This window comes from Streptomyces sp. NPDC059371, assembly GCF_042751995.1.
Taxonomy (GTDB): domain Bacteria; phylum Actinomycetota; class Actinomycetes; order Streptomycetales; family Streptomycetaceae; genus Streptomyces.
Window position 1 is genome coordinate 13,903 of the sequence record NZ_JBHYXD010000018.1, and the last position, 23,794, is coordinate 37,696.

Below are 23,794 nucleotides of genomic sequence, written 5' to 3' on the forward strand. Positions count from 1 at the left end.
TCGCTCAGGGAGCGGCGGTGGTGTCGGGCGGATGGCGGAACGTCATGTTCCGCACCCGGCTGATATGTGAATGTGACTCACCCGTAAGGAGTCGGTGGGCAACCGTTTCGCCTTGTCGCACGTCAAGTTGAGCGAAGGGGCGCCACCATGTCCCTATATCAGGATGACCGGCCATTCTGATGGCGTACAAAGTCCCACCGCCCGGTTGCCCCACCCTTTCGTACCCCCCCTAGACTGTACTTCCAGCACAGGTGGCTACACGCTCGAAAGGCGCCCCCGTGTCCATCGTCAACTCACCTGACGGCAACTCCCCCGAAGACGAGCGTCCGTTCGAAGACGACCCTACGGCCGACCGGCTCTCGATCGGACGTGCCCTCCAGAAGGCACGCATCGAGGCCCATCTGACCGTCGACGACGTCAGCAACGCCACCCGCGTCCGTATCACGATCATCCACGCCATCGAACAGAACGACTTCGCTCCCTGTGGTGGCGACGTCTACGCGCGCGGGCACATCAGGACCCTGGCCCGCGCCGTCCGGCTCGATCCGGCTCCGCTGCTCGCGCAGTACGACGCCGAGCACGGCGGACGTCCCGCGCCGACGCCCGCGGCTCCGCTGTTCGAGGCGGAACGTATCCGCCCCGAGCGCCGTGGGCCGAACTGGACGGCCGCCATGGTCGCCGCGATCGTCGCGGTGATCGGCTTCGTCGGGTTCACCATGGTCAAGGGCGGCGGTGCCGGCGACGACTCGAAGACCCAGGTCGCCGAGGGCTCGACGCCGATCACCAAGAAGTCCGCCGCCCCGTCCGCGACCGCCACCAAGCCCGCCGATCCGAAGCCCGAGCCGTCCGACAGCGCCATCGCGGCCGCCCCGCAGGACAAGGTGACCGTCCAGGTCAGTGCCGCGGACGGACGGAGCTGGATCTCCGCCAAGGACCACAACGGGCGGATGCTCTTCGACGGGCTGCTGAAGCAGGGCGAGTCGAAGACCTTCCAGGACAGCTCCAAGATCAACCTCATCCTCGGCGACGCCGGAGCCATCCAGCTCTTCGTCAACGGCAAGAAGATCGAGGATCAGTTCCAGCCGGGCGCCGTGGAGCGTCTGACGTACACGAAGGGCGACCCGCAGGTCGGATAGGGGTCCCCAGCAGTACACCGTCGACGGGGTTGGCCAAGATCGGCCAACCCCGTCGACGTGGGGTGTCGGCCAGACAAAGTAGTCTTGAGCCCATGCCTGAACGCCGTACCGTCGCACTCGTCACCCTTGGCTGCGCCCGTAACGAGGTGGACTCGGAGGAGCTCGCAGGCCGCTTGGAGGCGGACGGCTGGCAACTCGTGGAGGACGCCGAGCAAGCGGACGTCGCCGTCGTCAACACCTGTGGGTTCGTCGAAGCCGCCAAGAAGGACTCCGTCGACGCCCTCCTCGAAGCCAATGATCTCAAGGGCCACGGCAGAACCCAGGCCGTGGTCGCGGTCGGCTGCATGGCCGAGCGGTACGGCAAGGAACTCGCCGAGGCGCTTCCCGAGGCCGACGGTGTGCTCGGCTTCGACGACTACGCCGACATCTCCGACCGCCTCCAGACCATCCTGAACGGCGGCATCCACGCCTCCCACACCCCGCGCGACCGGCGCAAGCTGCTGCCGATCAGCCCGGCCGAGCGGCAGAGCGCCGGCGAGGAAGTGGCCCTTCCCGGCCACGGCGCCCCCTCCGACCTCCCCGAGGGCGTCGCCCCGGTCTCCGGCCCCCGCGCGCCCCTGCGCCGCCGGCTGGACGGATCCCCGGTCGCCTCGGTGAAGCTGGCCTCCGGCTGCGACCGCCGCTGCACGTTCTGCGCCATCCCCTCCTTCCGCGGTTCGTTCATCTCGCGCCGCCCCAGCGACGTCCTGAACGAGGCCCGCTGGCTCGCCGAGCAGGGCGTGAAGGAAGTGATGCTCGTCTCCGAGAACAACACCTCGTACGGCAAGGACCTGGGTGACATCCGTCTCCTGGAGACGATGCTCCCCGAGCTGGCCGAGATCGACGGCATCGAGCGTGTGCGGGTCAGTTACCTCCAGCCCGCCGAGATGCGCCCCGGGCTCATCGACGTGCTGACCTCGACGCCGAACGTCGCCCCGTACTTCGACCTGTCCTTCCAGCACTCCGCGCCCGACGTGCTGCGCTCGATGCGCCGCTTCGGTGACACCGACCGCTTCCTGGAACTGCTCGACACCATCCGCGCCAAGGCCCCGCAGGCCGGCGTCCGCTCCAACTTCATCGTGGGCTTCCCCGGCGAGAGCGAGGCCGACCTCGCGGAGCTGGAGCGCTTCCTCACCGGAGCCCGCCTCGACGCGATCGGCGTCTTCGGGTACTCCGACGAGGAGGGCACCGAAGCGGCCACGTACGAGAACAAGCTGGACGAGGACGTGGTCGCCGAGCGCCTCGCGCGGGTGTCCCGGCTCGCCGAGGAACTGGTCGCCCAGCGCGCGGAGGAGCGCGTGGGCGAGACCGTGCGCGTGCTGGTCGAGGGCATCGACGACGAGGACGGCGCGTACGGCCGCGCCGCGCACCAGGCGCCGGAGACGGACGGCCAGGTCCTGTTCACGAGCGGCGAGGGTCTGACCGTCGGCCATATCGTCGAGGCCAAGGTGGTCGGCACGGAAGGTGTCGACCTGGTGGCCGAGCCGCTTCTCGTCGGCTCGCTCGCGTGTACTGAGGAGGCGGCCAGATGACGGGAGCCCCGGCATCCGCGGCAGGCGGCTCCCCGGGCGCGACGGGCGCTCCGGACGCATCCGGTGCTCCCGGCGCATCCGGTGTCTCGGGTGCGCCCGACGCCCCGGGAGGCCCGAAGACGCCTCGTGGCGGGAAACTGGGCGCCGCGGCCGTCAACCAGGCCAGCCTCTGGAACATCGCCAACATCCTGACCATGATCCGGCTCGTCCTCGTGCCGGGCTTCGTGGCGCTGATGCTGGCCGACGGCGGCTACGACCCCGCCATGCGGGCCTGGGCCTGGGCCGCCTTCGCCGTCGCCATGATCACCGACATCTTCGACGGTCACCTGGCGCGCACGTACAACCTCGTCACGGACTTCGGGAAGATCGCCGACCCCATCGCCGACAAGGCGATCATGGGTGCGGCGCTGGTCTGCCTGTCCGCCCTCGACGACCTGCCCTGGTGGGTCACCTTCGTGATCCTGGGGCGTGAACTCGGCGTCACCCTGCTGCGCTTCGTCGTGATCCGCTACGGCGTCATCCCGGCGAGCCGGGGCGGCAAGCTGAAGACACTGGCCCAGGGCACCGCGGTCGGCATGTACATCCTGCCGCTGACCGGGGCGCTGGCCAGTCTGAGGTTCTGGGTGATGGGTGTCGCGATCGTGCTGACCGTGGTCACCGGGCTCGACTATGTGCGCCAGGCCGTCGTGCTGCGGCGCCGCGGAATCGCCGAGCGGCGGGCGGCCGCGGCGGAGGCCGAGCGGTGAGTCCCGTGGCCGCCGAAGTGGTGCGACTACTCACAGTGAGGGGCGAGACGCTCGCCGTCGCCGAGTCGCTCACCGGTGGTCTGGTGGCCGCGGAGATCACCGCGGTGCCGGGTGCCTCGAAGGCGTTCCGCGGCTCCGTGACCGCGTACGCCACCGAACTGAAGCACGAGCTGCTAGGCGTCGACGTCACTCTTCTGGCCGAGCGCGGCGCGGTGGACGCGCAGGTCGCGGCACAGATGGCGGCCGGGGTGCGTGCGGCGCTCGGAGCCGACTGGGGGATCGCGACCACGGGCGTCGCCGGTCCCGATCCGCAGGACGGACAGCCGGTCGGTACGGTCTACGTGGCCGTCGACGGGCCCTTCGAAGGCCCCTCCGGCACCGTTCGCGGCGGGAAAGTGGTGCCGCTGCGGTTGAACGGCGACCGGGCGGAAATCCGTATGGAGAGTGTACGCAGCGTACTCGCGGCGCTTCTTCGGGAGCTCGCGGGCGAACAGACCGGGAATGAGCGGGCACAGGATACGGAACAGAACGGGGGGTTTTGATGTTTGCAGCCCTGAGTGAACACGACATCGCTCCCCGCACGGCCGCGGCGCAAGGCGGTACGGTGGGGCGTGAAGGATGCGGCTACGCGGTCCGAGGAGGGAGCCACCGATGATTCTGCTCCGTCGCCTGCTGGGTGACGTGCTGCGTCGGCAGCGCCAGCGCCAGGGCCGTACTCTGCGCGAAGTCTCCTCGTCCGCCCGAGTCTCACTCGGCTATCTCTCCGAGGTGGAGCGGGGGCAGAAGGAGGCATCCTCCGAGCTGCTCTCCGCGATCTGCGACGCGCTGGACGTACGGATGTCCGAGCTCATGCGGGAAGTGAGCGACGATCTCGCCCTCGCCGAGCTGGCACAGTCGGCCGCGGCCACCGAACCGGTGCCCGCACCGGTGCGTCGCCCGATGCTCAATTCCGTATCGGTGACCGGTGTGCCACCGGAACGGGTCACGATCAAGGCGCCTGCCGAAGCGGTCGACGTCGTCGCCGCCTGACGCTCACCAGCTCGCGTCACCTGAGCTGAGAGACGTACCACCGAAGCCCCGGCCGGGGCTTCCCCGGGGAGACCCGGAGAAGCCGGGCCGGGGCTTTCGCGTGCCCCGAAGTCCTTCATGGGCCGGTTCGCCGCCCGTTTGCCGGTATCCGGCGCGGACTCCATGGTGGAGAGACCGGCGAAGCCGACGCCGGCCGTCGTGAGCGTGCGGCCGTCGGGCCGGCCACCGGAGCCGTCGTCAATCGGAGGATGCGGATGTACGTCGTGAAGAGCTCCCTGCCGGACGCGGACCTGAAGACCGTTTCCGAGGCGCTCCAGGGCGCCCTGGTCGATCTGCTGGACCTCTCCCTGGTGGCCAAGCAGGTCCACTGGACCGTGGTGGGGCCCCGCTTCCGGTCCGTCCACCTCCAGCTCGACGAGGTCGTGGACATCGCGCGGCTGCATTCGGACACCGTGGCGGAGCGCGCCTCGACGCTGGGCGTGCCGCCGGACGGGCGGGCCGCGACCGTGGCGTCGAGCAGCGGCGTCGGACACACCCCCGATGGCTGGATCAAGGACACCGACGCCGTACGGACGCTCGTGGAGGCGCTCGGCGCGGTGATCGCGCGGATGCGGGAACGGGTGGCCGTCACCGCGGACCCGGATCCGGTGAGCCAGGACATCCTCATCGCCATCACGGCCGACCTGGAGAAGCATCACTGGATGTTCCAGGCGGAGAACGGGTGAGCGGTACCTGTTTCGCCCCCGGCCGGTGGGTCCCGCCGGTGTGCCCTGCTCGCGCGTGAGATCGGCGGCCCGGTGCCGCGCCGGAGGAGGTGACATGGCGGGGCGAACAGTGCGCCGGGGGGCTTGTCTGGTGCTCGGTGCGCTGTGGTGGTTCAGCGTGCTTCGGCTTGTGCTGGCACCCGGTGCCGGGGTGGTCGAAGGAGCGATAGCCGCGGGCGGGTGGGGGCTCAGCCTGCTGCCGGTGCACTGCGTGCCGAAGTCCCGTGCCGCCGGTGCCGTCGGGTCGGACCGGTGGCGGGAGCACTGGCGGGGGATCCGGCGCCGACGGGCCGCCGGGCGGGCTACCAGGGCATCGCGACGCCGCCGTTGGGACGGAGGATCTGGCCCGTGGTGAAGGCCGAGGCGTCCGAGGCCAGGTACAGCACGGCGTGGGCGATGTCCTCGGGCTCCCCGACGCGGCCCAGCGGCGACAGGCGTGCCATGAACGCCTCGGTGTGAGCCTGGCGTTCTCCGTGACGGTCGGTCATGGGGGTACGGATCCAGCCGGGCGCCACGGCGTTGACGCGAATGCCGTGCGGACCGACCTCGGTCGCCAGCGTCTTCGTGAGCTGTACGACGGCCGCCTTGGCCGCGCTGTAGCACAGCAGGCCCGGACCGCCGGAGTCGATCGCGCCCGACGCCATGGTGATGACGCTGCCGCGGACGCCGTTCGCGATCATGGAGCGCGCGGCCTCCTGACAGGCGTACAGGACCCCCTTGAAGTTGACGTTCAGGACCCGGTCCAGATCCTCGTCCAGGGTCTCCAGGACCGGGCTGCTGTGCATGATCCCGGCGATCGCCGCCATGACGTCGACGCGGCCGCACGAGGCCACGGCCTGCCGGAGCCCGGCCCGGTCGGTGACGTCGAGCGGGTGACCGAGCGCCGTGCCGCCCTGGCCCTCGATCAGCTTCGCGGTCTCGCGCAGGCCCGCCTCGTCGAGGTCCGCGCAGTGCACGGTGGCGCCCGCCTCCGCGAGCAGGACCGCCGTCGCGCGGCCGATGCCTCCGGCCGCGCCGGTGACGAAGGCGGTGCGTCCGGTGAGGTCGTACACGGGGAGGCCCATGAAGGGACGGTACGAAGGAATCTGACGGGTCGTCAATTGGTCGTGCGCAAGTTGCTGTGCGGACGGGCCGGCGGCGGGGTGGGGCCGCTCTGGCAGCGGGGGCACCAGTACGTGGGGCGCTCGCGGGATCCGTCGCCCTGGTTCCCCGAGCGGACCGGCGTTCCGCAGCGCAGACACGGGCGAGGGGTGCGCCCGTACACGAACAGGTTCTGTTCGCGCCGCCCGGTCGTGACACGGATCGGACGGTCGCGGTTGAACTCCAGCAGCCTCTTGGCGAGGAACGGCAGTTGGGCGGCGCGGTCGGCGGGCAGCGCGCCGACGGGGAGCCAGGGTGTGACGCCGAGCAGGAAACACAGCTCGCTCTTGTACACGTTCCCGATGCCGGCGAGGTTGCGCTGGTCCAGGAGGGCTTCGCCGAGGGGGCGGTCGGGGTCGCGAAGGAGGTTCTCCAGGGCTCCGTCCGGGTCCCAGTCAGGGCCCAGGAGATCGGGCCCGAGGTGACCGACCGCTCGGGTCTCGTCGGCGGTGCGGAGCAGCTCCAGCACGGGCAGGCGGTAGCCGACCGCCGTGCGGTCCGACGTGCCGAGGATGGCCCGGATCTGATGGGCCGGACCTCCGCTCCAGCGCCGGCCGGGCTCGTACACCTTCCACGAACCGTCCATCCGCAGATGCGAGTGCAGGGTCAGGCCGCCCTCGATCCGGGTGAGCAGGTGCTTGCCGCGCGGGGTGACGTCCAGAACGGCGCGGCCGGTGAGGTCGGCCGTGGCGTACCGCGGCACCCGCAGGTCGGAACGGGTCAGGACCTTGCCCGCGAGGGCGACATGCAGGCGCCTCGCGGCCTGCCAGACGGTGTCTCCTTCGGGCATGACTCCAGGGTGGCACGGTGGGGGCGGCCGGGTCAGGCGCGAAGGCGGAGTCCGCGCGGGGTGGCGATGAAGCCCGCTCCTTCCAGGAGAGTGCCGAGGGGCGAGGTGAGGGCCGACGTGCCGTTGACGCGTTCGACGGTGACCGTGCCGAGCGAGCCCGCGCGGGCCGCGGCGGCGAGGGCCTCCGCCGCGACACCCAGACGGGTGTCCTGCGCGAGGGGGGTGTCCGGGTCGGCCGGCCAGGCCAGCAGTGTCTTGCCGCCACGTTCCATGTACAGAGCCAGTTCGCCGTCGACCAGGACGACCAGGGAACCCGCCTTGCGGCCCGGCTTGTGGCCCGCTTCGGTCGGGGACTCGGGCCAGGGGAGGGCCGCGCCGTAGGCGTTCGCGGGGTCGGCGGCGGCCAGCACGACAGCGGGGGAGGCGGTACGGGAACGGGGGCGGGCGCCCGGGAAACCCGAGCCGCCGGGGTGGCCGGAGCCGTTCGCCGGGTACGCCGTGCCGCCGCGGCCGGACCGGGTGTTCCGGCTGTGGGGCGCGTAGGGGTGGGGTGCGTCGGGGTGAGGGGCGCCGGCCGTGAGGGCGGAATCGGCGGAGAACGTGTGGGCGTCGTCGAAATCGAGGTCGAGGGCGGAGCCGGGCCCGAGCGGGGAGCCGGGGCCGAGGGTGAAGTCACGGGTGAGGTCGTTCAGGGAATCCGGACCGTCCGCGATGTCGCCCCGGTCGACGTACGCCTCGCCGTGGCCCTTGCCGCCGAAGTCCGGGCCGGAGGGCGGGAAGACAGGTGTGTCCGGGAAGCCGTTGGCGGCGGGGGAGTTGTCCGGGACGGCGGGATCGAAGAGGGCGGCGCCCCGGTCGCGGGCGTTCGCCGCGGCGCGGAGCCGGTCCACCGCGCCGTCCATGGCGAACTGGGCCGCGCCGAGCCCCTCGACCACATAGCCCCGCCGCGCCTGACCGCTGTCCTCGAAGGCCGACAGGATGCGGTACACCGCCGAGAAGCCTCCCTCGACGCCCTCCGCCGCGACGGCTCCCCGGGTCACCACGCCGTGGCGGTCGAGCAGGGTACGGGCCAGGGCGTGGGCCCGGACGGTGGCGTCGGGCTCACGCTCGGGCAGCAGCGACCAGCGGCCCGCCACGGTCGGGGGACCCGTACGTGACTGGGGGCGCGCCCCGCCCGTCAGGGAGCCGTAGCGCCCGCGGGGGACCGACCGCTTGGCGCGGTGGGCCGTGGAGCCCGCGGTGCGGCCCGAACCCAGCAGGGAGCGCATCGGCGCGAGCGTGTCGTTCGTCAGTCGCCCGGACCAGGCCAGCTCCCAGATCGCGTCCGCGAGCTGCGGATCCGTCGCGTCGGGGTGCGTGGTGGCGCGGACCTGGTCGGCGATCTGGCGGAAGAACAGACCATAGCCTCCGGAGAGGGTGTCGAGAACCGACTGATGCAGCGCCGTCGGCTCCAGGGGGTGCGCGGCCGGGAGGAGCAGGGGAGCGGCGTCCGCGAGATACAGCGACACCCAGCCGTCCTTGCCCGGCAGGGAACCCGCCCCGGCCCAGACCACCTCACCGGCGGCCGTGAGCTCGTCGAGCAGGGCGGGGGTGTAACCGGCGACCCGGGACGGCAGCACGAGCTTCTCCAGCGCGGACGCCGGTACCGACGCGCCCTGCAACTGCTCGACGGCGCGCACCAGTCCGTCGATGCCGCGCAGTCCGTGACCGCTGCCCACGTGCTGCCACTGCGGCAGGAACTGGGCGAGAGCGGCGGGCGGGACCGGTTCGAGTTCATGGCGCAGCGCCGCGAGCGAACGGCGGCGGAGCCTGCGCAGGACCGCCGCGTCGCACCACTCCTGGCCGATGCCCGCGGGATGGAACTCGCCCTGGACGACCCGGCCGTTCGCGGCGAGGCGATGCAGCGCGCCGTCGGTGACGGCCGTGCCGAGACCGAAACGGGCGGCGGCCGTCGCCGAGGTGAACGGCCCGTGGGTGCGGGCGTACCGGGCGAGGAGATCGCCGAGCGGGTCCTTGACCGGCTCGGTGAAGGCCTCCGGGACGCCGACGGGCAGGGCCGTGCCGAGCGCGTCGCGCAGCCGGCCCGCGTCCTCGATGGCCGCCCAGTGGTCGGCTCCGGCGATCCGGACCCGGATGGCGCGGCGGGCGGCCGCCAGTTCCTTCGCCCACTGCGGCTCCGCGCCCCGCTCGGCCAAGTCGGCCTCCGTGAGCGGCCCCAGCAGACGCAGCAGGTCGGCGACACCCTCCACGTCCTTGATGCGGCGGTCCTCGGTGAGCCACTGGAGCTCGCGCTCCAGATCCGCCAGGACGTCCGCGTCCAGGAGCTCGCGCAGTTCGGCCTGGCCCAGCAGTTCGGCCAGCAGACGGGAGTCCAGCGACAGCGCGGCGGCCCGCCGCTCGGCGAGTGGCGAGTCGCCCTCGTACAGGAACTGGGCGACGTATCCGAAGAGCAGGGAGCGGGCGAAGGGGGAGGGTTCGGGGGTGGTGACCTCGACGAGCCGCACCTTGCGGGACTCGATGTCGCCCATCAGTTCCGTGAGCCCCGGTACGTCGAAGACGTCCTGGAGGCATTCGCGCACCGCTTCCAGGACGATCGGGAACGAACCGAACTCGCTCGCCACCTGGAGCAGTTGAGCGGCGCGCTGCCGCTGCTGCCACAGCGGGGTGCGCTTGCCGGGGCTCCGGCGCGGCAGGAGCAGGGCGCGGGCGGCGCATTCGCGGAAGCGGGCGGCGAACAGGGCCGAACCGCCGACCTGGTCCGTGACGATCTGGTTGACCTCACCCTTGTCGAAGGCGACGTCCGCCGCGCCGACCGGAGCCTGCTCCGCGTCGTACTCCGTGCCCGGCTTCGCGGGTGACTGGTCGAGCAGGTCCAGGCCCATCAGATCGGCGTCGGGAAGCCGCAGCACGATGCCGTCGTCCGCGTGCATGACCTGGGCGTCCATGCCGTAGCGCTCGGAGAGCTTGGCGCTCAGGGCGAGGGCCCAGGGAGCGTGCACCTGGGCGCCGAAGGGGGAGTGCACGACCACACGCCAGTCGCCCAGCTCGTCGCGGAAGCGCTCGACGACGATCGTGCGGTCGTCCGGGATGTGCCCGCACGCCTCGCGCTGTTCGGTGAGATACGCGATGACGTTGTCGGCGGCCCAGGCGTCCAGGCCCGCCGCCAGCAGCCGCAGCCGGGCGTCGCCCTCGGAGAGCGCTCCGACCTCGCGGAGGAACGCGCCCACCGCGCGCCCCAGTTCGAGCGGACGCCCGAGCTGGTCGCCCTTCCAGAAGGGCAGCCTGCCGGGAACGCCGGGCGCCGGGGAGACCAGGACCCGGTCCCTGGTGATGTCCTCGATGCGCCAGGAGCTCGTGCCGAGGGTGAAGACGTCGCCCACCCGGGATTCGTAGACCATCTCCTCGTCGAGCTCGCCGACCCGTCCGCCGCCCTTCTTGGGGTCGGCCCCCGCGAGGAACACCCCGAAGAGTCCGCGGTCGGGGATGGTGCCCCCGGAGGTGACGGCGAGACGCTGGGCGCCGGGGCGGCCGGTCACCGTGCCCGCGACGCGGTCCCACACCACGCGGGGCCTCAGCTCGGCGAAGGCGTCCGAAGGGTAGCGGCCCGCGAGCATGTCCAGGACGGCGGTGAACGCCGACTCCGGGAGCGAGGCGAAGGGGGCCGCCCGGCGGACCGTGGTGAGCAGATCGTCGACCTGCCAGGTGTCGAGCGCCGTCATCGCGACGAGCTGCTGGGCCAGCACGTCCAGCGGGTTGGCGGGCACCCGGAGGGACTCGATGGAGCCGGTGCGCATCCGCTCGGTGACCACCGCCGCCTGCACCAGGTCGCCCCGGTACTTCGGGAAGACGACACCGGTGGAGACCGCGCCGACCTGGTGACCCGCACGGCCCACCCGCTGCAGCCCCGAGGCCACGGACGGCGGCGACTCCACCTGGACGACGAGGTCGACCGCGCCCATGTCGATGCCCAGTTCGAGGCTGGAGGTGGCGACCACGGCGGGCAGACGCCCAGCCTTCAGATCCTCCTCGACCTGCGCCCGCTGCTCCTTGGAGACCGAACCGTGGTGAGCGCGGGCGATGACCGGCGGCGCCCCCTGCGCCGCGCCCGAGCCGCCCATCAGCTCGGCCGGCGCGTGTGCCTCCTCCAAGGGCTCGCCCGTCGCCCTCTCGTAGGCGATCTCGTTCAGCCGGTTGCACAGCCGCTCGGCCAGACGACGCGAGTTGGCGAACACGATCGTCGAGCGGTGGGACTGGACGAGGTCGGCGATCCGCTCCTCGACGTGCGGCCAGATGGAGGGCTTCTCCGCGCCCTCCTTGCCGTCGGCGGCCGGGGACCCGCCCAGTTCGCCCAGGTCCTCCACCGGGACGACCACGGACAGGTCGAACTCCTTGCCCGACGGCGGCTGGACGATCTCCACCTTGCGGCGGGGCGAGAGATAGCGCGCCACCTCGTCCACGGGACGCACCGTCGCGGAGAGGCCGATGCGCCGGGCGGGCTTCGGCAGCAACTCGTCGAGACGCTCCAGGGTGAGCGCGAGATGGGCGCCGCGCTTGGTGCCCGCGACCGCGTGCACCTCGTCCAGGATCACCGTCTCGATGCCGGTCAGCGCGTCGCGCGTGGCCGAGGTCAGCATCAGGAACAGCGACTCGGGGGTCGTGATCAGGATGTCCGGCGGGCGGGTGGCCAGCGCCCGGCGCTCGGCGGGCGGGGTGTCGCCGGAACGGATGCCGACCTTCACCTCCGGCTCCGGCAGTCCGAGCCGCACGGACTCCTGCCGGATGCCGGTCAGCGGGCTGCGCAGATTGCGCTCCACGTCGACCGCGAGCGCCTTGAGCGGCGACACGTACAGCACCCGGCAGCGCTTGCGCGGGTCCGCAGGGGGCGGCGTCGAGGCCAGTTGGTCGAGCGCGGCGAGGAACGCGGCCAGCGTCTTGCCGGAACCGGTGGGGGCGACGACCAGCACGTCCGAACCCGCGCCGATGGCCGCCCACGCCCCGGCCTGGGCCGCGGTGGGCGCGGGAAAGGCCCCCGTGAACCAGCCGCGGGTCGCGGGGGAGAAGCCGTCGAGCGCAGGGTGCGCGGAGCTGACCATGCGTCCATCCTGCACCCGCCCACTGACAATCGTGCTGACCTGCGAGAACGCCGTGGCTGAGCACGGCGGGGGAGACCGGTACCGTGCCGGAGCCGGGCCAATGTGGGCGAAGCCGGGAGGCGGCGGCGGTCGGTCGCGGCGAGGCGGCTCCCGCGGTCGGCAGGCCGTCGCGGCGCGATGCCCCCCGGTCGGCCAGCTCTCGCGGCGCGATGCTCCCCGGTCGGCGAGCTCCCGCGGTGCGGTGGTTCCCCGGTCGGCGAGCCGTCACGGCGCGGTGGCGGACAATGAGGACGTGGCAGGTTCGGGGCAGGAGCGGGCGCGGCACTGGCAGTACGCGGAGCTGCCCGGTGTCGATCTGCTGCGGGCCCGCTACGTCGAGAAGATCTTCGTGCGGCACACCCACGAGAACTTCGTCATCGCCGCCGTCACCGAGGGCGTCGAGGTCTTCCACCACGGCGGCGCCGACCAGTACGCGGGCCCGGGTTCGCTGGCACTGGTCAATCCCGACACCCCGCACACCGGCCGCGCGGGCGTCCCCGAGGGCTGGAGGTACGGGGCCGTGTACCCCTCGCCGGAGACGGTCGCCGAGATCGCCGCCGAGACCACCACCCTCCGCGGCACCCCCGGATTCAGCAGCCCGGTACTCGACGACCCCTACGCGGCGGGCCTGGTCCACCAGGTGCTGCGGGCCGCGGAGGAGGGCAACGCGCTGGCCGCCGACACCCTGCTGAGGGTCGCCGTGACCCGGCTGCTGCGCCTGAACGGAGGCCCGCTGCCGCAGCGGGCCGTGCGCACCGCCGGCGGCCGGCTCGCGGCACGCGCGCGTGGCGTCCTGGACGAGCGGATGGCCGAGCCGCCGACCCTGGAACGGCTCGCGGCGGACCTCGGCACCAGCTCGTTCGCGTTGCTGCGCGCGTTCCGGGACGCCTACGGCATGCCGCCCCACACCTGGCTGACCGACGCCCGGGTACGCCGGGCCCGCCACCTCCTGGACGCCGGGTCCACACCCGCCGAAGCGGCCGTCGCCGTCGGCTTCACCGACCAGCCGCACCTCAACCGCCACTTCAGCCGGATCGTGGGCGTCCCTCCGGGCGCCTATCAGCGGGAGCGCAAGAACGTACAAGACGCGGGGGGCCGACTGCTCGTACCGTCCGACGCGTGGCACAACAGACAGCTCTCCCGGACATACGCAGTGAAGAACACGGAAAACCCGACGCGGCCGTCGTCCGCGACGCCCTCGGAGTCGGGGTCGCCGTCGGACTGTCCGGTTTCGCCTTCGGGGTGACCTCGGCCGGCAGCGGGCTCAGCCTGCTCCAGACCTGCGCCCTCAGCCTCCTGGTGTTCACCGGGGCGTCGCAGTTCGCGCTCGTGGGCGCGCTCGCGGCCGGGGGCAACCCGCTGACCGCGGCCGCCGGCGCGTTCTTCCTCGGGGTCCGGAACGCGTTCTACGGGCTGCGGCTGTCCCAGCTCCTGGCCCTCCCGCGCGCGGTGCGCCCGTTCGCCGCGCAGTGGGTGATCGACGAGACCACGGCCGTGGCGCTCGCCCAGCCCACCCGCCGCAGCGTCCGGATCGGCTTCACCGTCACCGGCCTGTCCCTCTACCTGCTGTGGAACCTCACCACCCTCCTCGGCGCGGCCGGGGCCGAGGCCATCGGCGACACCGACGCGTGGGGCCTGGACGCGGCCGGACCCGCAGTGTTCCTGGCGCTGCTCGCGCCGATGCTGAAGACCGCCACGGAACGCGCCGTCGCGGGAATCGCCGTCCTTCTGGGGCTCGGTCTGCTGCCCGTGCTGCCCGCCGGAGTACCGGTGCTGGTGGCCGCCCTGGCCGCCCCCGCCGTGCTCTGGGCGACGGGGCGCCGTCGCGCGGACACCGCCCGCGACGCCTCCGCCGACGCGTCGCACGGGACACCGGCCGGTGCGGACAACGGGTCACTGTCCGACGTGGAGAACCCTTCACAGAACCGCGCGGAGCACGGTTCACCGGCCGGTACGCACGACGACGGGCCGGACGCGTCAGGAGACGTACGTTGAACATCTGGATCGCCATCGGCGTCACCGCCGTCGGCTGCTACGCCGTCAAGCTCATCGGTCTGCTGATCCCCGCGGGCGTGCTGGAGCGGCCGCTCGTCCAGCGCCTCGCCGCCCTGCTGCCCGTCGCGCTCCTGGCCGCTCTCACGGCCCAGCAGACGTTCGCCGACGGGCGGGTCCTCGTCCTCGACGCGAAGGCCGCCGGGCTCGCCGCGGCGGCCGTCGCGCTGATCCTGCGCGCCCCGTTCCTGGTGGTCGTCGCCGCGGCCGTGGTGGTGACGGCCGGGGTCCGCGCGCTGACCGGCTGACCCCCGCGCGCGAGGCCGGGACACTGGACAGGCCGGTGTGCCCCCCTGTCCCCGGCGAGGGGACGGGCACGGGGGCACACCGGTGTGCCCGGACACCGCCCGGACACCGGCCCCGCGGTCCTCAGTCGATGGCCCTGCCGTACGCCCGGAGTGTGCGCAGGGCCTCGACGGTCACCATGGGACGGCACTCCAGGGCGGTGCCCGGAGCCCACCGGCGCCAGTGGATCGGCCACCCGCCGTCCTCCTGCTGCTCGTCCGCGAGGTGGTCGAGCGAGCGGGCCATCTCCTCGTCGGTGAACCACGCGCGCGCGAGCGAGTCCGGCGTCCGCGCGTAGTCGTGCGGGAAGTGGTGCTCGCCCGGCGCGTAACCGGGCGCGACGGGGTAGGCCTCCAGGCGCCCGGCGTCCAGCACGGCGAGCCGCTGCTCACGGACGAGCCGGCCCAGCCGGTCGGCGCTCGCCTCCGCGCGCGGGCGGTCGGCCGCCGAGTCCAGGAAGGTGACGGCCGCCTCGATCTCGTACGGATGCGACTTCTCCAGGGACTCCACCGCCTGCCAGCAGAAGTCCGTGGCCCGGAACAGCCAGGCGTTCCACACCTCGTTGCGGTGCAGCAGGCCCACGACCGGGCCGGTGGCGAGGAGTTCGCTCGGCGGATCGTCGACGACCGGCACGAACGGAGCCGCCGGATAGCCGCGCTGGCTCGGATGGACGGCCGGCAGCGCGCCGTCCGCGGTCGACACGGCGGTCAGATAGCGGCACACCCGTTCCACGCGCTGCCCGCCGCAGCGCCCGATCGAGTCGAGCACGCGCAGCGCGTGCGCCGTGTGCAGCGGCTGGCTGACCGGGCCGCGCAGATCGGGTTCGAGCGCGTGACCGTACCCTTCGTCGTCGTTGCGGTAGGCGGCCAGCGCCGTCTCCACCGCGTCGGCGCCGCCATCGAGGAAGTGATAGGCGAAGCGGCGCTGTTCCAGCACGCGCGCGGTGAGCCAGACGAAGTGCTCGGCGCGGGCGAGGGGGGAGTGCGCGGGGGGCGTCTGGGGGAGTCGGGATGCTCCGGTTTCGGCCATGCGTCAGACCGTAGGGCGGAAAGCGGTCTCGCCACGCGGCCCCGGCTCGGGGCCACTCTCAGGGGCGGGATACTGGTGTCATGCGGTTGACGGTCTTCTGGCAGCGAATGGCTGATCACTTCGGCGCGGGGTACGCCGAGACGTTCGCGCGCGATCATGTGATGACGGAACTCGGCGGGCGTACCGTCCGCGAGGCGCTGGACGCGGGCTGGGAGGCCAAGGACGTGTGGCGCGTGGTGTGCGCGACCATGAACGTTCCGTACGAAAACCACTGAACGGGACCGAAGACCGGGAAAGTCCGGGGGGACGTGGATCGGGTGTCGGTGGCGTGGGCCAGACTTGGCGGGTGGCCCCGACAGACGAGAACACGCAGGTCGATCAGCAGTCATCACCGCTCGGCACGACGCCGCCCGGTCCACCCGATGCCGACGCGGCCGGGGCGGGCATGCGCATGCCGCGCTGGCTGCCCCGAGCCATGGTGCTCGCCCTCGCGCTCGTCGCCGTCTTCCAGCTCGGCAGTTGGGCGTTCCACCAGCTCACCGGCCTGCTGATCAACATCCTGATCTCGTTCTTCCTCGCGCTCGCGATAGAACCCGCGGTGAGCTGGATGGCCTCCCGGGGCATGCGCAGAGGGCTGGCCACCTTCCTTGTCTTCCTGGGCTCGCTGATCATGATCGCCGGGTTCATCACCCTGCTCGGCTCGATGCTCGCGGGCCAGATCATCAAGATGATCGAGGACTTCCCCGACTACCTCGACTCGGTCATCAACTGGATCAACACGCACTTCCAGACCGACCTCAGGCGGGTCGACATCCAGGAGGGCCTGCTCCACTCCGACTGGCTGCGGAAGTACGTGCAGAACAGCGCCACCGGCGTCCTGGACGTGTCCGGCCAGGTCCTCGGCGGTCTCTTCCAGCTCCTGACGGTGGCGCTGTTCTCGTTCTACTTCGCCGCCGACGGACCCCGGCTGCGGCGCGCGCTGTGCTCGGTGCTGCCGCCGGCCCGGCAGGCCGAGGTGCTGCGCGCCTGGGAGATAGCCGTCGACAAGACCGGCGGCTATCTGTACTCACGCGGCCTGATGGCGCTGATCTCGGGTATCGCCCACTACATCCTGCTGGAGGCGCTGGGCGTTCCCTACGCGCCCGTGCTCGGTGTGTGGGTCGGTCTTGTCTCGCAGTTCATCCCGACCATCGGCACCTATCTCGCGGGCGCCCTGCCGATGCTGATCGCGTTCACGATCGACCCCTGGTACGCGCTGTGGGTGCTCGTCTTCGTCGTGGTCTACCAGCAGTTCGAGAACTACGTGCTCCAGCCCAAGCTGACCTCCAGGACGGTGGACATCCACCCCGCGGTCGCCTTCGGGTCCGTGATCGCGGGCACCGCGCTCCTCGGAGCCGTCGGCGCGCTGATCGCCATCCCCGCCGTGGCCACCCTCCAGGCGTTCCTGGGCGCGTACGTGAAGCGCTACGACGTCACGGACGACCCGCGGGTGCACGGGCACCGCACCCGCAGCTCGGCGGGACTCCTCGCGCGGGTGCGGGGGCAGCTCGGCCGGTGACGTTCACCGGAGGCCCGGTCGTGACGTTCCGGTCGTGACGTTCACCAGGTGAGGACGGCCTGGACACCGGCGAGGACGACGGCCGCCGTGTAGAGGCCGACCGCCGCCCACACGATCCGCTGTCGGGTCCCCTCGCTCCAGCCGGTGCGGGAGAGCAGCCAGGCCAGCACGGGCAGCACCAGGACGGCGTGCAGGCTCACGCCGTGCAGCGGCTTGAGCGGAGCCGTCGAGTGGTACGCGGCCTCCTGGTGGCCGGTCCTGGTGAGAACGACCCCGCGCGCGATCATGACGGCGCCCGAGGCCAGCGCGACGAGCAGGATCGCGAACCCCGAGCGCACGGCGACCGGCATGCCCGCGGGCCCCGAGGGCCGGTGGCGGAACGAGGCGACCGCGAACGCGGTGAGCACCACGACCAGAATCCCGCCGCCCACCGCGAGCATCATGGACACCGCGGTGTCGAAGCCGGTCTCCATGTCGAGATGCGAGGGAACCCGGCGCCACGCTTGAAGGGTGATCCCGCCGACCTCCAGCACGCAGTCCGCGGCGAACACGACGAGCAGCGCGGTGCGCGGCCTCGCCTCCATCCGCACGTACGAGGTGACCCAGGTGACCGCGATCAGGGTCAGACCGAAGGAGAGCCCGAAGGTGACGGGCTTGCGCCAGGAGACGGGACCGTCCCACGGGCCGCCGTCGACGGCGAAGACCAGCAGATGCAGCAGGCCCGAGGCGACGAGCAGAGCGCCCGTGGCCCGGCAGAGCCGCTCGGCCTGCCGGAGCGAGGGCTTCGGCGGTGGCAGGGGGAGCGGTGTCGTCGTCGGCATGGCCCACAGCCTGCCGGGCGGGCCCGCCGGTGTCGTCGTACGCCCGAAGGCGCCGGCCGTACGCCGCGGGGAGTAGCCCGAGTCCGGGGCGGGTACCGGGCTCCGGGGGATGTGCCGGGGCGGGTGCCGGGCCCGAAGGCGCGGGATCCCCGGTCGTTGTCGGAGGGCGAACGTAGTCTCGGAAGTGCCGCGTGGTGCGCTTGACACGGAAATCGAACATCCATTCTCATGGAGGTTCCGGCGAAGCTTACGACGGGTGATTCGGCATGGTTTCGACAGATATGTGCCCGAGTTATCCACAGGCTGGACGGGCGTCGGGGCGCATTGTCAGTGGCAGGCGTTAGCGTCTTTGACGTGAAGCGATCGACTCAAGCAAACCGGGTGGAACCCATGGCAGGAACCGACCGCGAGAAGGCGCTCGACGCCGCGCTCGCGCAGATTGAACGGCAGTTCGGCAAGGGCGCAGTGATGCGCCTGGGCGAGCGGCCGAATGAGCCCATCGAGGTCATCCCCACCGGGTCGACCGCGCTCGACGTCGCCCTCGGCGTCGGCGGCCTGCCCCGCGGCCGCGTGGTGGAGGTGTACGGCCCGGAGTCCTCCGGAAAGACGACCCTCACCCTGCACGCGGTGGCGAACGCGCAGAAGGCCGGCGGCCAGGTGGCGTTCATCGACGCCGAGCACGCCCTCGACCCCGAGTACGCGAAGAAGCTCGGCGTCGACATCGACAACCTGATCCTCTCGCAGCCGGACAACGGCGAGCAGGCCCTGGAGATCGTGGACATGCTGGTCCGCTCCGGCGCGCTCGACCTCATCGTCATCGACTCCGTCGCCGCCCTGGTGCCGCGGGCCGAGATCGAGGGCGAGATGGGCGACTCGCACGTGGGTCTCCAGGCCCGACTGATGAGCCAGGCCCTGCGCAAGATCACCAGCGCGCTCAACCAGTCGAAGACCACGGCGATCTTCATCAACCAGCTCCGCGAGAAGATCGGCGTCATGTTCGGCTCTCCGGAGACGACGACGGGTGGCCGGGCGCTGAAGTTCTACGCCTCGGTGCGCCTCGACATCCGGCGCATCGAAACGCTGAAGGACGGTACCGACGCGGTCGGCAACCGCACCCGCGTCAAGGTCGTCAAGAACAAGGTCGCGCCGCCGTTCAAGCAGGCCGAGTTCGACATCCTCTACGGGCACGGCATCAGCCGCGAGGGCGGCCTGATCGACATGGGCGTGGAACACGGCTTCGTCCGCAAGGCCGGCGCCTGGTACACGTACGAGGGCGACCAGCTCGGCCAGGGCAAGGAGAACGCGCGCAACTTCCTGAAGGACAACCCCGACCTCGCCAACGAGATCGAGAAGAAGATCCTGGAGAAGCTGGGCGTCGGTGTGAAGAAGCCCGAGGAGCCCACCGCCGTGCCGGGCGCGGACGCGGCGGTCTCGGCTGCCCCGGACGACGCCGCGAAGACGGTGCCCGCTCCGGCTGCCAAGGCCACCAAGTCCAGGGCCGCGGCGGCCAAGAGCTAGTCCATGACACGACGAACCGACTGGGCCGAATACGCCCATCCCCAGACCCCCGAGGGGCGGCCGGGGCAGGGGTACGGGGGTGACGGCGGCCCGGCCGGAAACGGTGACAGGTCGTACGACGGTGCCGGGGGGTACGGCGGTCAGCCGTACGGCACCGACGACGCGCTCCACGGAGCCGACGGCGGGCTCTACGGCACCGACGGCGGGTTCTACGGAGCCGACGGTTTCCACGGCGTCGGTCCGGACGACGGGGATCCGGACCACGGTGGTTCGACGGGCGGTGACGCACGGCACGGTGACGGCCTGCCGCGCGGTCACGGTTCGCCGGACGCGGTCTCCCGGCGCGGTGGACGTGCCGCGGGCGGACCGCGTGGTGGAAGAGGTCGTCGACGGGGCGGCGGTTTCGGCGACCCGTCCGGCGACCCGCGGGACGGAGACACTCCCTCCTCGTCGAGGGCCGAGAAGGGGGAGTCCCCGGGGGACCCGGCTGAGCGGGCGCGAGCGATCTGCCTGCGCCTGCTCACCGGGACCCCGCGCACGCGGAAGCAACTGGCGGACGCGTTGCGCAAGCGCGAGATCCCGGACGAGGTGGCGGACGAGGTGCTGTCACGGTTCGAGGAGGTCGGGCTGATCAACGACAGCGCCTTCGCCGACGCCTGGGTGGAGTCCCGGCACCACGGCCGGGGGCTGGCCCGGCGGGCGCTCGTCCAGGAACTGCGGACCAAGGGCGTGGAATCGACGCTGATCGACGAGGCAGTCGGACAGCTCGACTCCGAGCAGGAGGAGGCGACCGCGCGGGAGCTGGTCGCGCGCAAACTGCGCTCCACCCGCGGACTGGACCGGGACAAGCGGCTGAGACGCCTCGCCGGCATGCTCGCCCGCAAGGGTTACCCCCAGGGCATGGCCCTGCGCGTGGTCCGGCAGGCACTGGAGGAAGAGGGCGAGGACACGGAAGGGCTCGACGAGGGATTCTGATCCCACGGACGTCCCGTCACCGTGCCCTCGCGGGCTCCCGTACATGGACAGCTCGACATCGACAGCTCGACAAGGACAGCTCGTCCGGGTGACCCGTCTCTGCGAGGCGGAACGCGGTCAGCTCTCCGGGCCGGTGGCCGTCACCGGGAGGCCCGCGCTCTTCCAGGCCTGGAAACCGCCGATCAGATCGGTGGCCCTGTGGAGTCCCAGCCGGCGCAGGGACTCGGCGGCCAGGCTGGAGGCGTACCCCTCGTTGCAGAACAGCACGACCCGCAGGTCATGACTCGTGGCCTCCGGGGCGCGGTGACTGCCCGTGGGGTCGAGCCGCCACTCCAGTTCGTTGCGCTCGACGACGAGAGCGCCGGGGATCAGACCGTCCCGTTCGCGCAGGGCGGCGTACCGGGTGTCGACCAGAAGCGCCTCGCCTCGCCGTACGGCCTCGAAGGCCTCCTCCGCCTCCACCCGGTCCAGGCCCGCGCGGACCTGCTCCAGCAGGGCGTCGATGCCGATGGGCTGCCCGGTGCCGCTCACTGCCAGTCCTCCGGACGCTCGACGTGCTCCAGGCGCAGGATCTGGCCCGTACGGCTGTAGCGGCGGATCTGCGGGAGCGGTGGGTAGTAGGCATGGACCGAGATCGCGTGCTCCTCGGTGGACTCGTTGAGCACCTCGTGCACGTGATGCCGGCCGAAGGCGCGGCCGGTGCCCGCGGGCAGTTTCCGCTGCCGGTCGATCTCCTCGGTGAGTTCCAGGGTCTTCCAGCCGTCGGCGGGCAGCCGGGCGGCGAGGGAGTTCTCCTTGAGCTCGCCGGCCGCGGTGAGGAAGGCGCCCACCGATTCGGCGTGGTCGTGCCAGCCGGTCCCGGTCCCGGGCGGCCAGCCGATCAGCCAGGCCTCACTGCCGCCGGGGCCTTCGAGCCGCACCCAGGTACGGCCCTCGGGGTCGAGGGGGAGCGAGGCGATCAGCTCGGGATCGGCCGCCGTGCGGCGTACGAAGTCCAGGAGGTCGGCCTGGGTGGGGGTCCGGGGCGCGCCGGAGACGGCGGAGGGCACGGAGGCGGAGGGGGAGGCGGGGACAGACGTGGAGACAGGGGGTGGCACAGACACTCGGACCGTCCTGAGAGTTCGCGAAGAGAAGCGCGCGGAGGCACGGCGGCGGCGCGCGGGAGATGAGGATGCGAAGTCAGAAGGACAGGCGACACACGCAGCCCGCATAGCGGACGAGGTCCATATGGACCCTCCGCCACAGGCGCACACAGGTGTCGGTCACGATCCGGAGTAGACCATGGTGGCGCAGACCGGTCAACTCACCGTCACTATATGGACCATGAAGGCCCGCGGATCAGGGAAACCCTGGCCGGACGGTCACAGAGCGTTCAACACCTGCCCGCGGTCGCCTCCGCGGCGCTCTCCGCGTCCACCCGTGCCGGTCCACCGAGGGCCGCCTCGGCCGCCTCGTACAGGTCGGCCGGCCGGACCCCGCCGAAGGCGGTGACCAGGTGTCCGTCGGGGCGGACCAGCAGCACGGTGTGCGCGGCCGCACCCGGGTAGCTCTCCGCGACGAGCAGTTCGGCCGGGTGAGGAAGGGCGGTCACGGCGGCGGCGAGCCGCGGCATGACGCCGGCCGTCACCCAGTGCTTGCGCTCCCACACCCCCGTACCCGGAGCGATCAGCACGACGAGCAGAACGCCGCGCCCGAGCCGCTCGCGCAGTGGAACGAACGAGCCGTCCTCCGCGGTCACCAGCACGTCGACGACCGGCGCGCCGGGCTCGGTGCCGACGACGGCGTGCGACTCGGCGGGCGGGGGCATGAGCGGGGAGTCGGCGTACGCCCCCGGCGCGCCGAGCGGGCCGCAGCCAAGGTGGCCGTCCGTGAGCAACGCGTCGTGCCCGCGGGCGGTCCCGGGGACGTAGGCGCGCAGGCCACCGCCGCTCCGCAGCAGGGGCAGCGCCTGGTCCGCGGCGCGCAGCCGGGCGGCGACCACCGCTCGCCGCTCCGCCTGGTAGCTGTCGAGGAGCGCGGTGTGCGGACCGTGGTGCCAGCCGAGTGCCAGTTTCCAGGCGAGGTTGTCGGCGTCCCGCAGTCCTTCGTCCAGACCCTGGGTGCCGAGGGCGCCGAGCAGGTGGGCCGCGTCCCCGGCGAGGAAGACCCGGCCGACGCGCCAGCGGCGGGCCAGCCGGTGGTGAACGGTGTGGACTCCGGTGTCGAGCAGTTCGTACGCGGGTGTGGCGCCGCCGCTCCAGCCCGCGAGGGTCTCCCGGATGCGTGCCACCAGCAGGTCGGGCGTGACGAGGTCCTTGCCCGGGGGCAGCAGCCAGTCCAGCCGCCAGACGTCCTCGGCGAGCGGACGGGCGCTCACCTCGCCGGCCGAGGGTCCGGAGGCGCGCCACGGTGTCATCCGGTGCAGCAACGCTTCGCCGGGCCAGGGGAGTTCCGCGCGCAGGGCCGCCACGGCGTGCCGTTCGACGGCGGTGCGCCCGGGGAAGCGGATGTCCTGGAGCTTGCGCACCGTCGAGCGCGGTCCGTCGCAGCCGATCAGATAGCTGCCGCGCCACCAGGTGCCGTCGGGGCCCCGCGTGTGCGCCGTGACGCCGGAGGCGTCCTGTTCGACGGAGTCGAGACGGCTGTGCGCGGCGACCTTGACGAGCCGCTCGTGGATGATGGCCTCGCGCAGCGCGCCGGTCAGCGCGTGCTGGGCGATGTGCAGCGGAGCGCTGAACTCCGCGCCGTCCACCGGGCTTTCCGGGCCCCGGGGGGCGCCGGTACCGCGTGCGGCGACGATCCCCCGAGGACCGTCGCCCCGCACGGCCTGGCCGCCGAGGGGATCGGCGGCGCCGTTCGCATCCGTGGAACCCTCCCCGTCGAACACGATCTCGCGCATCACCTGCCTGCGCCGCATCGACCGCCATCCGGCCCAACGGAAGCCGGCGTCGTCGAGGGGCAGACCCGTCAGCCGCTCGACGAGCGCGACCGTGTCCTCGCGCAGCACCACGGTCCGCGCGAGCCGCTGTTCGTCCTTGCCGGGACCCTCGTCGAGGACCACGGAGGGGACCTCCTGGCGGGCCAGCGCAAGGGCGAGGGTGAGCCCCACGGGCCCGGCTCCGACGATGATCACCGGGTCCACGGCGCGGTGCCCCCTGCACGGAGCTGTGTCCTGAGGGACGTACGGGAACAGGCAGGTGGAGCAGGGTGCACGATCACAGAACGTATGCAACCCATTGCCGCTGCTTGCGTCAAGTGACGGGGTCAGT

The 23,794-nt window shown here is 72.2% G+C and carries 22 protein-coding genes; 13 read left to right on the forward strand and 9 right to left on the reverse strand.

Annotation, left to right across the window (positions count from 1 at the left end):
* Nucleotides 1–278 precede the first annotated feature (278 nt).
* The 6 genes from ACFXGX_RS13200 (at nt 279) to ACFXGX_RS13225 (ending at nt 5,207) form a co-directional block, all read left to right on the forward strand.
* Nucleotides 279–1,136 (forward strand): helix-turn-helix domain-containing protein, encoded by an 858-nt coding sequence (locus tag ACFXGX_RS13200; protein ID WP_384789153.1) that lies wholly within the window; start codon nt 279–281, stop codon nt 1,134–1,136.
* Nucleotides 1,137–1,228: 92 nt separating this feature from the next.
* The gene (gene rimO, locus ACFXGX_RS13205; RefSeq protein ID WP_384789156.1) at nt 1,229–2,707 is read left to right on the forward strand and encodes a 30S ribosomal protein S12 methylthiotransferase RimO; all 1,479 of its coding nucleotides are present in this window, start codon (nt 1,229–1,231) and stop codon (nt 2,705–2,707) included.
* A complete protein-coding gene (gene pgsA / locus ACFXGX_RS13210) occupies nt 2,704–3,453 on the forward strand; it encodes a CDP-diacylglycerol--glycerol-3-phosphate 3-phosphatidyltransferase (protein ID WP_384789159.1) in 750 nt (249 codons plus the stop codon). Before rimO ends, pgsA begins: the two co-directional genes overlap by 4 nt.
* Nucleotides 3,450–3,995, forward strand: coding sequence for a CinA family protein (locus ACFXGX_RS13215; protein WP_384789162.1), 546 nt, complete (start codon nt 3,450–3,452; stop codon nt 3,993–3,995). Before pgsA ends, ACFXGX_RS13215 begins: the two co-directional genes overlap by 4 nt.
* 109 nt (nt 3,996–4,104) lie before the next feature.
* Entirely contained in the window at nt 4,105–4,482 is a 378-nt protein-coding gene (locus ACFXGX_RS13220; RefSeq protein ID WP_384789165.1) for a helix-turn-helix domain-containing protein, read from the forward strand.
* 254 nt (nt 4,483–4,736) lie between these two features.
* Complete coding sequence (locus ACFXGX_RS13225) at nt 4,737–5,207, forward strand: Dps family protein (protein ID WP_384789168.1); 471 nt, start codon at nt 4,737–4,739, stop codon at nt 5,205–5,207.
* A 341-nt stretch (nt 5,208–5,548) separates the two neighbouring features.
* Here ACFXGX_RS13225 and ACFXGX_RS13230 read toward each other — a convergent pair whose 3' ends face one another.
* From ACFXGX_RS13230 to ACFXGX_RS13240, 3 genes are read right to left on the reverse strand one after another with little or no spacing between them, the layout of a single operon-like run.
* Nucleotides 5,549–6,310, reverse strand: a complete 762-nt coding sequence (locus tag ACFXGX_RS13230; protein ID WP_384789171.1) for an SDR family NAD(P)-dependent oxidoreductase — start codon at nt 6,308–6,310, stop codon at nt 5,549–5,551.
* A gap of 32 nt (nt 6,311–6,342) precedes the next feature.
* The gene (locus ACFXGX_RS13235) at nt 6,343–7,176 is read right to left on the reverse strand and encodes an Fpg/Nei family DNA glycosylase (protein WP_384789174.1); all 834 of its coding nucleotides are present in this window, start codon (nt 7,174–7,176) and stop codon (nt 6,343–6,345) included.
* 32 nt (nt 7,177–7,208) lie between these two features.
* On the reverse strand, nt 7,209–12,269 hold the full coding sequence (locus ACFXGX_RS13240; RefSeq protein ID WP_384789177.1) for an ATP-dependent helicase: 5,061 nt from the start codon (nt 12,267–12,269) through the stop codon (nt 7,209–7,211).
* 292 nt (nt 12,270–12,561) lie between these two features.
* Here ACFXGX_RS13240 and ACFXGX_RS13245 point away from each other — a divergent pair, with 292 nt between their 5' ends.
* From ACFXGX_RS13245 to ACFXGX_RS13255, 3 genes are read left to right on the forward strand one after another with little or no spacing between them, the layout of a single operon-like run.
* Nucleotides 12,562–13,554: an AraC family transcriptional regulator gene (locus tag ACFXGX_RS13245; protein ID WP_384789179.1), complete on the forward strand. Its 993-nt coding sequence runs from the start codon at nt 12,562–12,564 to the stop codon at nt 13,552–13,554.
* On the forward strand, nt 13,455–14,303 hold the full coding sequence (locus ACFXGX_RS13250; protein ID WP_384789400.1) for an AzlC family ABC transporter permease: 849 nt from the start codon (nt 13,455–13,457) through the stop codon (nt 14,301–14,303). Before ACFXGX_RS13245 ends, ACFXGX_RS13250 begins: the two co-directional genes overlap by 100 nt.
* Nucleotides 14,300–14,608 (forward strand): AzlD domain-containing protein, encoded by a 309-nt coding sequence (locus tag ACFXGX_RS13255; protein WP_326785127.1) that lies wholly within the window; start codon nt 14,300–14,302, stop codon nt 14,606–14,608. The genes ACFXGX_RS13250 and ACFXGX_RS13255 overlap by 4 nt, the downstream gene beginning before the upstream one ends.
* A gap of 121 nt (nt 14,609–14,729) precedes the next feature.
* Here ACFXGX_RS13255 and ACFXGX_RS13260 read toward each other — a convergent pair whose 3' ends face one another.
* The gene (locus ACFXGX_RS13260; RefSeq protein WP_384789183.1) at nt 14,730–15,674 is read right to left on the reverse strand and encodes a hypothetical protein; all 945 of its coding nucleotides are present in this window, start codon (nt 15,672–15,674) and stop codon (nt 14,730–14,732) included.
* Between the two features lie 80 nt (nt 15,675–15,754).
* Between ACFXGX_RS13260 and ACFXGX_RS13265 the strand changes: the two genes are divergently transcribed.
* Together ACFXGX_RS13265 and ACFXGX_RS13270 are read left to right on the forward strand one after the other, a co-directional pair.
* A complete protein-coding gene (locus ACFXGX_RS13265; protein WP_384789186.1) occupies nt 15,755–15,949 on the forward strand; it encodes a DUF3046 domain-containing protein in 195 nt (64 codons plus the stop codon).
* Nucleotides 15,950–16,020: 71 nt separating this feature from the next.
* Nucleotides 16,021–17,232 (forward strand): AI-2E family transporter, encoded by a 1,212-nt coding sequence (locus ACFXGX_RS13270; protein ID WP_384789189.1) that lies wholly within the window; start codon nt 16,021–16,023, stop codon nt 17,230–17,232.
* A 41-nt stretch (nt 17,233–17,273) separates the two neighbouring features.
* Here ACFXGX_RS13270 and ACFXGX_RS13275 read toward each other — a convergent pair whose 3' ends face one another.
* The gene (locus ACFXGX_RS13275; RefSeq protein ID WP_384789192.1) at nt 17,274–18,053 is read right to left on the reverse strand and encodes a hypothetical protein; all 780 of its coding nucleotides are present in this window, start codon (nt 18,051–18,053) and stop codon (nt 17,274–17,276) included.
* Between the two features lie 390 nt (nt 18,054–18,443).
* Here ACFXGX_RS13275 and recA point away from each other — a divergent pair, with 390 nt between their 5' ends.
* Nucleotides 18,444–19,571: a recombinase RecA gene (recA, locus tag ACFXGX_RS13280; protein ID WP_384789195.1), complete on the forward strand. Its 1,128-nt coding sequence runs from the start codon at nt 18,444–18,446 to the stop codon at nt 19,569–19,571.
* A gap of 3 nt (nt 19,572–19,574) precedes the next feature.
* Nucleotides 19,575–20,546: a recombination regulator RecX gene (recX, locus tag ACFXGX_RS13285; RefSeq protein ID WP_384789198.1), complete on the forward strand. Its 972-nt coding sequence runs from the start codon at nt 19,575–19,577 to the stop codon at nt 20,544–20,546.
* A gap of 117 nt (nt 20,547–20,663) precedes the next feature.
* Here recX and ACFXGX_RS13290 read toward each other — a convergent pair whose 3' ends face one another.
* From ACFXGX_RS13290 to ACFXGX_RS13305, 4 genes are all read right to left on the reverse strand, one after another.
* Nucleotides 20,664–21,077 carry a rhodanese-like domain-containing protein gene (locus ACFXGX_RS13290; RefSeq protein ID WP_384789202.1) on the reverse strand — a complete coding sequence of 138 codons (414 nt, stop codon included), beginning with the start codon at nt 21,075–21,077 and terminating at the stop codon, nt 20,664–20,666.
* The gene (locus tag ACFXGX_RS13295; RefSeq protein ID WP_384789205.1) at nt 21,074–21,649 is read right to left on the reverse strand and encodes a cysteine dioxygenase; all 576 of its coding nucleotides are present in this window, start codon (nt 21,647–21,649) and stop codon (nt 21,074–21,076) included. Before ACFXGX_RS13295 ends, ACFXGX_RS13290 begins: the two co-directional genes overlap by 4 nt.
* Before the next feature lie 76 nt (nt 21,650–21,725).
* Nucleotides 21,726–21,812 (reverse strand): putative leader peptide, encoded by an 87-nt coding sequence (locus tag ACFXGX_RS13300; protein WP_384789403.1) that lies wholly within the window; start codon nt 21,810–21,812, stop codon nt 21,726–21,728.
* Nucleotides 21,813–21,918: 106 nt separating this feature from the next.
* Nucleotides 21,919–23,667 carry an FAD-dependent monooxygenase gene (locus ACFXGX_RS13305; RefSeq protein WP_384789208.1) on the reverse strand — a complete coding sequence of 583 codons (1,749 nt, stop codon included), beginning with the start codon at nt 23,665–23,667 and terminating at the stop codon, nt 21,919–21,921.
* Nucleotides 23,668–23,794 lie beyond the last annotated feature (127 nt).

Excerpts from the sequence above, each read along its gene's own strand:
- rimO (WP_384789156.1), top strand. The coding sequence starts at position 1,229 with ATGCCTGAACGCCGTACCGTCGCACTCGTCACCCTTGGCTGCGCCCGT.
- pgsA (WP_384789159.1), top strand. The coding sequence starts at position 2,704 with ATGACGGGAGCCCCGGCATCCGCGGCAGGCGGCTCCCCGGGCGCGACG.
- ACFXGX_RS13220 (WP_384789165.1), top strand. The coding sequence starts at position 4,105 with ATGATTCTGCTCCGTCGCCTGCTGGGTGACGTGCTGCGTCGGCAGCGC.
- ACFXGX_RS13225 (WP_384789168.1), top strand. The coding sequence starts at position 4,737 with ATGTACGTCGTGAAGAGCTCCCTGCCGGACGCGGACCTGAAGACCGTT.
- ACFXGX_RS13230 (WP_384789171.1), bottom strand. The coding sequence starts at position 6,310 with ATGGGCCTCCCCGTGTACGACCTCACCGGACGCACCGCCTTCGTCACC.
- ACFXGX_RS13235 (WP_384789174.1), bottom strand. The coding sequence starts at position 7,176 with ATGCCCGAAGGAGACACCGTCTGGCAGGCCGCGAGGCGCCTGCATGTC.
- ACFXGX_RS13240 (WP_384789177.1), bottom strand. The coding sequence starts at position 12,269 with ATGGTCAGCTCCGCGCACCCTGCGCTCGACGGCTTCTCCCCCGCGACC.
- ACFXGX_RS13260 (WP_384789183.1), bottom strand. The coding sequence starts at position 15,674 with ATGGCCGAAACCGGAGCATCCCGACTCCCCCAGACGCCCCCCGCGCAC.
- ACFXGX_RS13265 (WP_384789186.1), top strand. The coding sequence starts at position 15,755 with ATGCGGTTGACGGTCTTCTGGCAGCGAATGGCTGATCACTTCGGCGCG.
- ACFXGX_RS13275 (WP_384789192.1), bottom strand. The coding sequence starts at position 18,053 with ATGCCGACGACGACACCGCTCCCCCTGCCACCGCCGAAGCCCTCGCTC.
- recA (WP_384789195.1), top strand. The coding sequence starts at position 18,444 with ATGGCAGGAACCGACCGCGAGAAGGCGCTCGACGCCGCGCTCGCGCAG.
- recX (WP_384789198.1), top strand. The coding sequence starts at position 19,575 with ATGACACGACGAACCGACTGGGCCGAATACGCCCATCCCCAGACCCCC.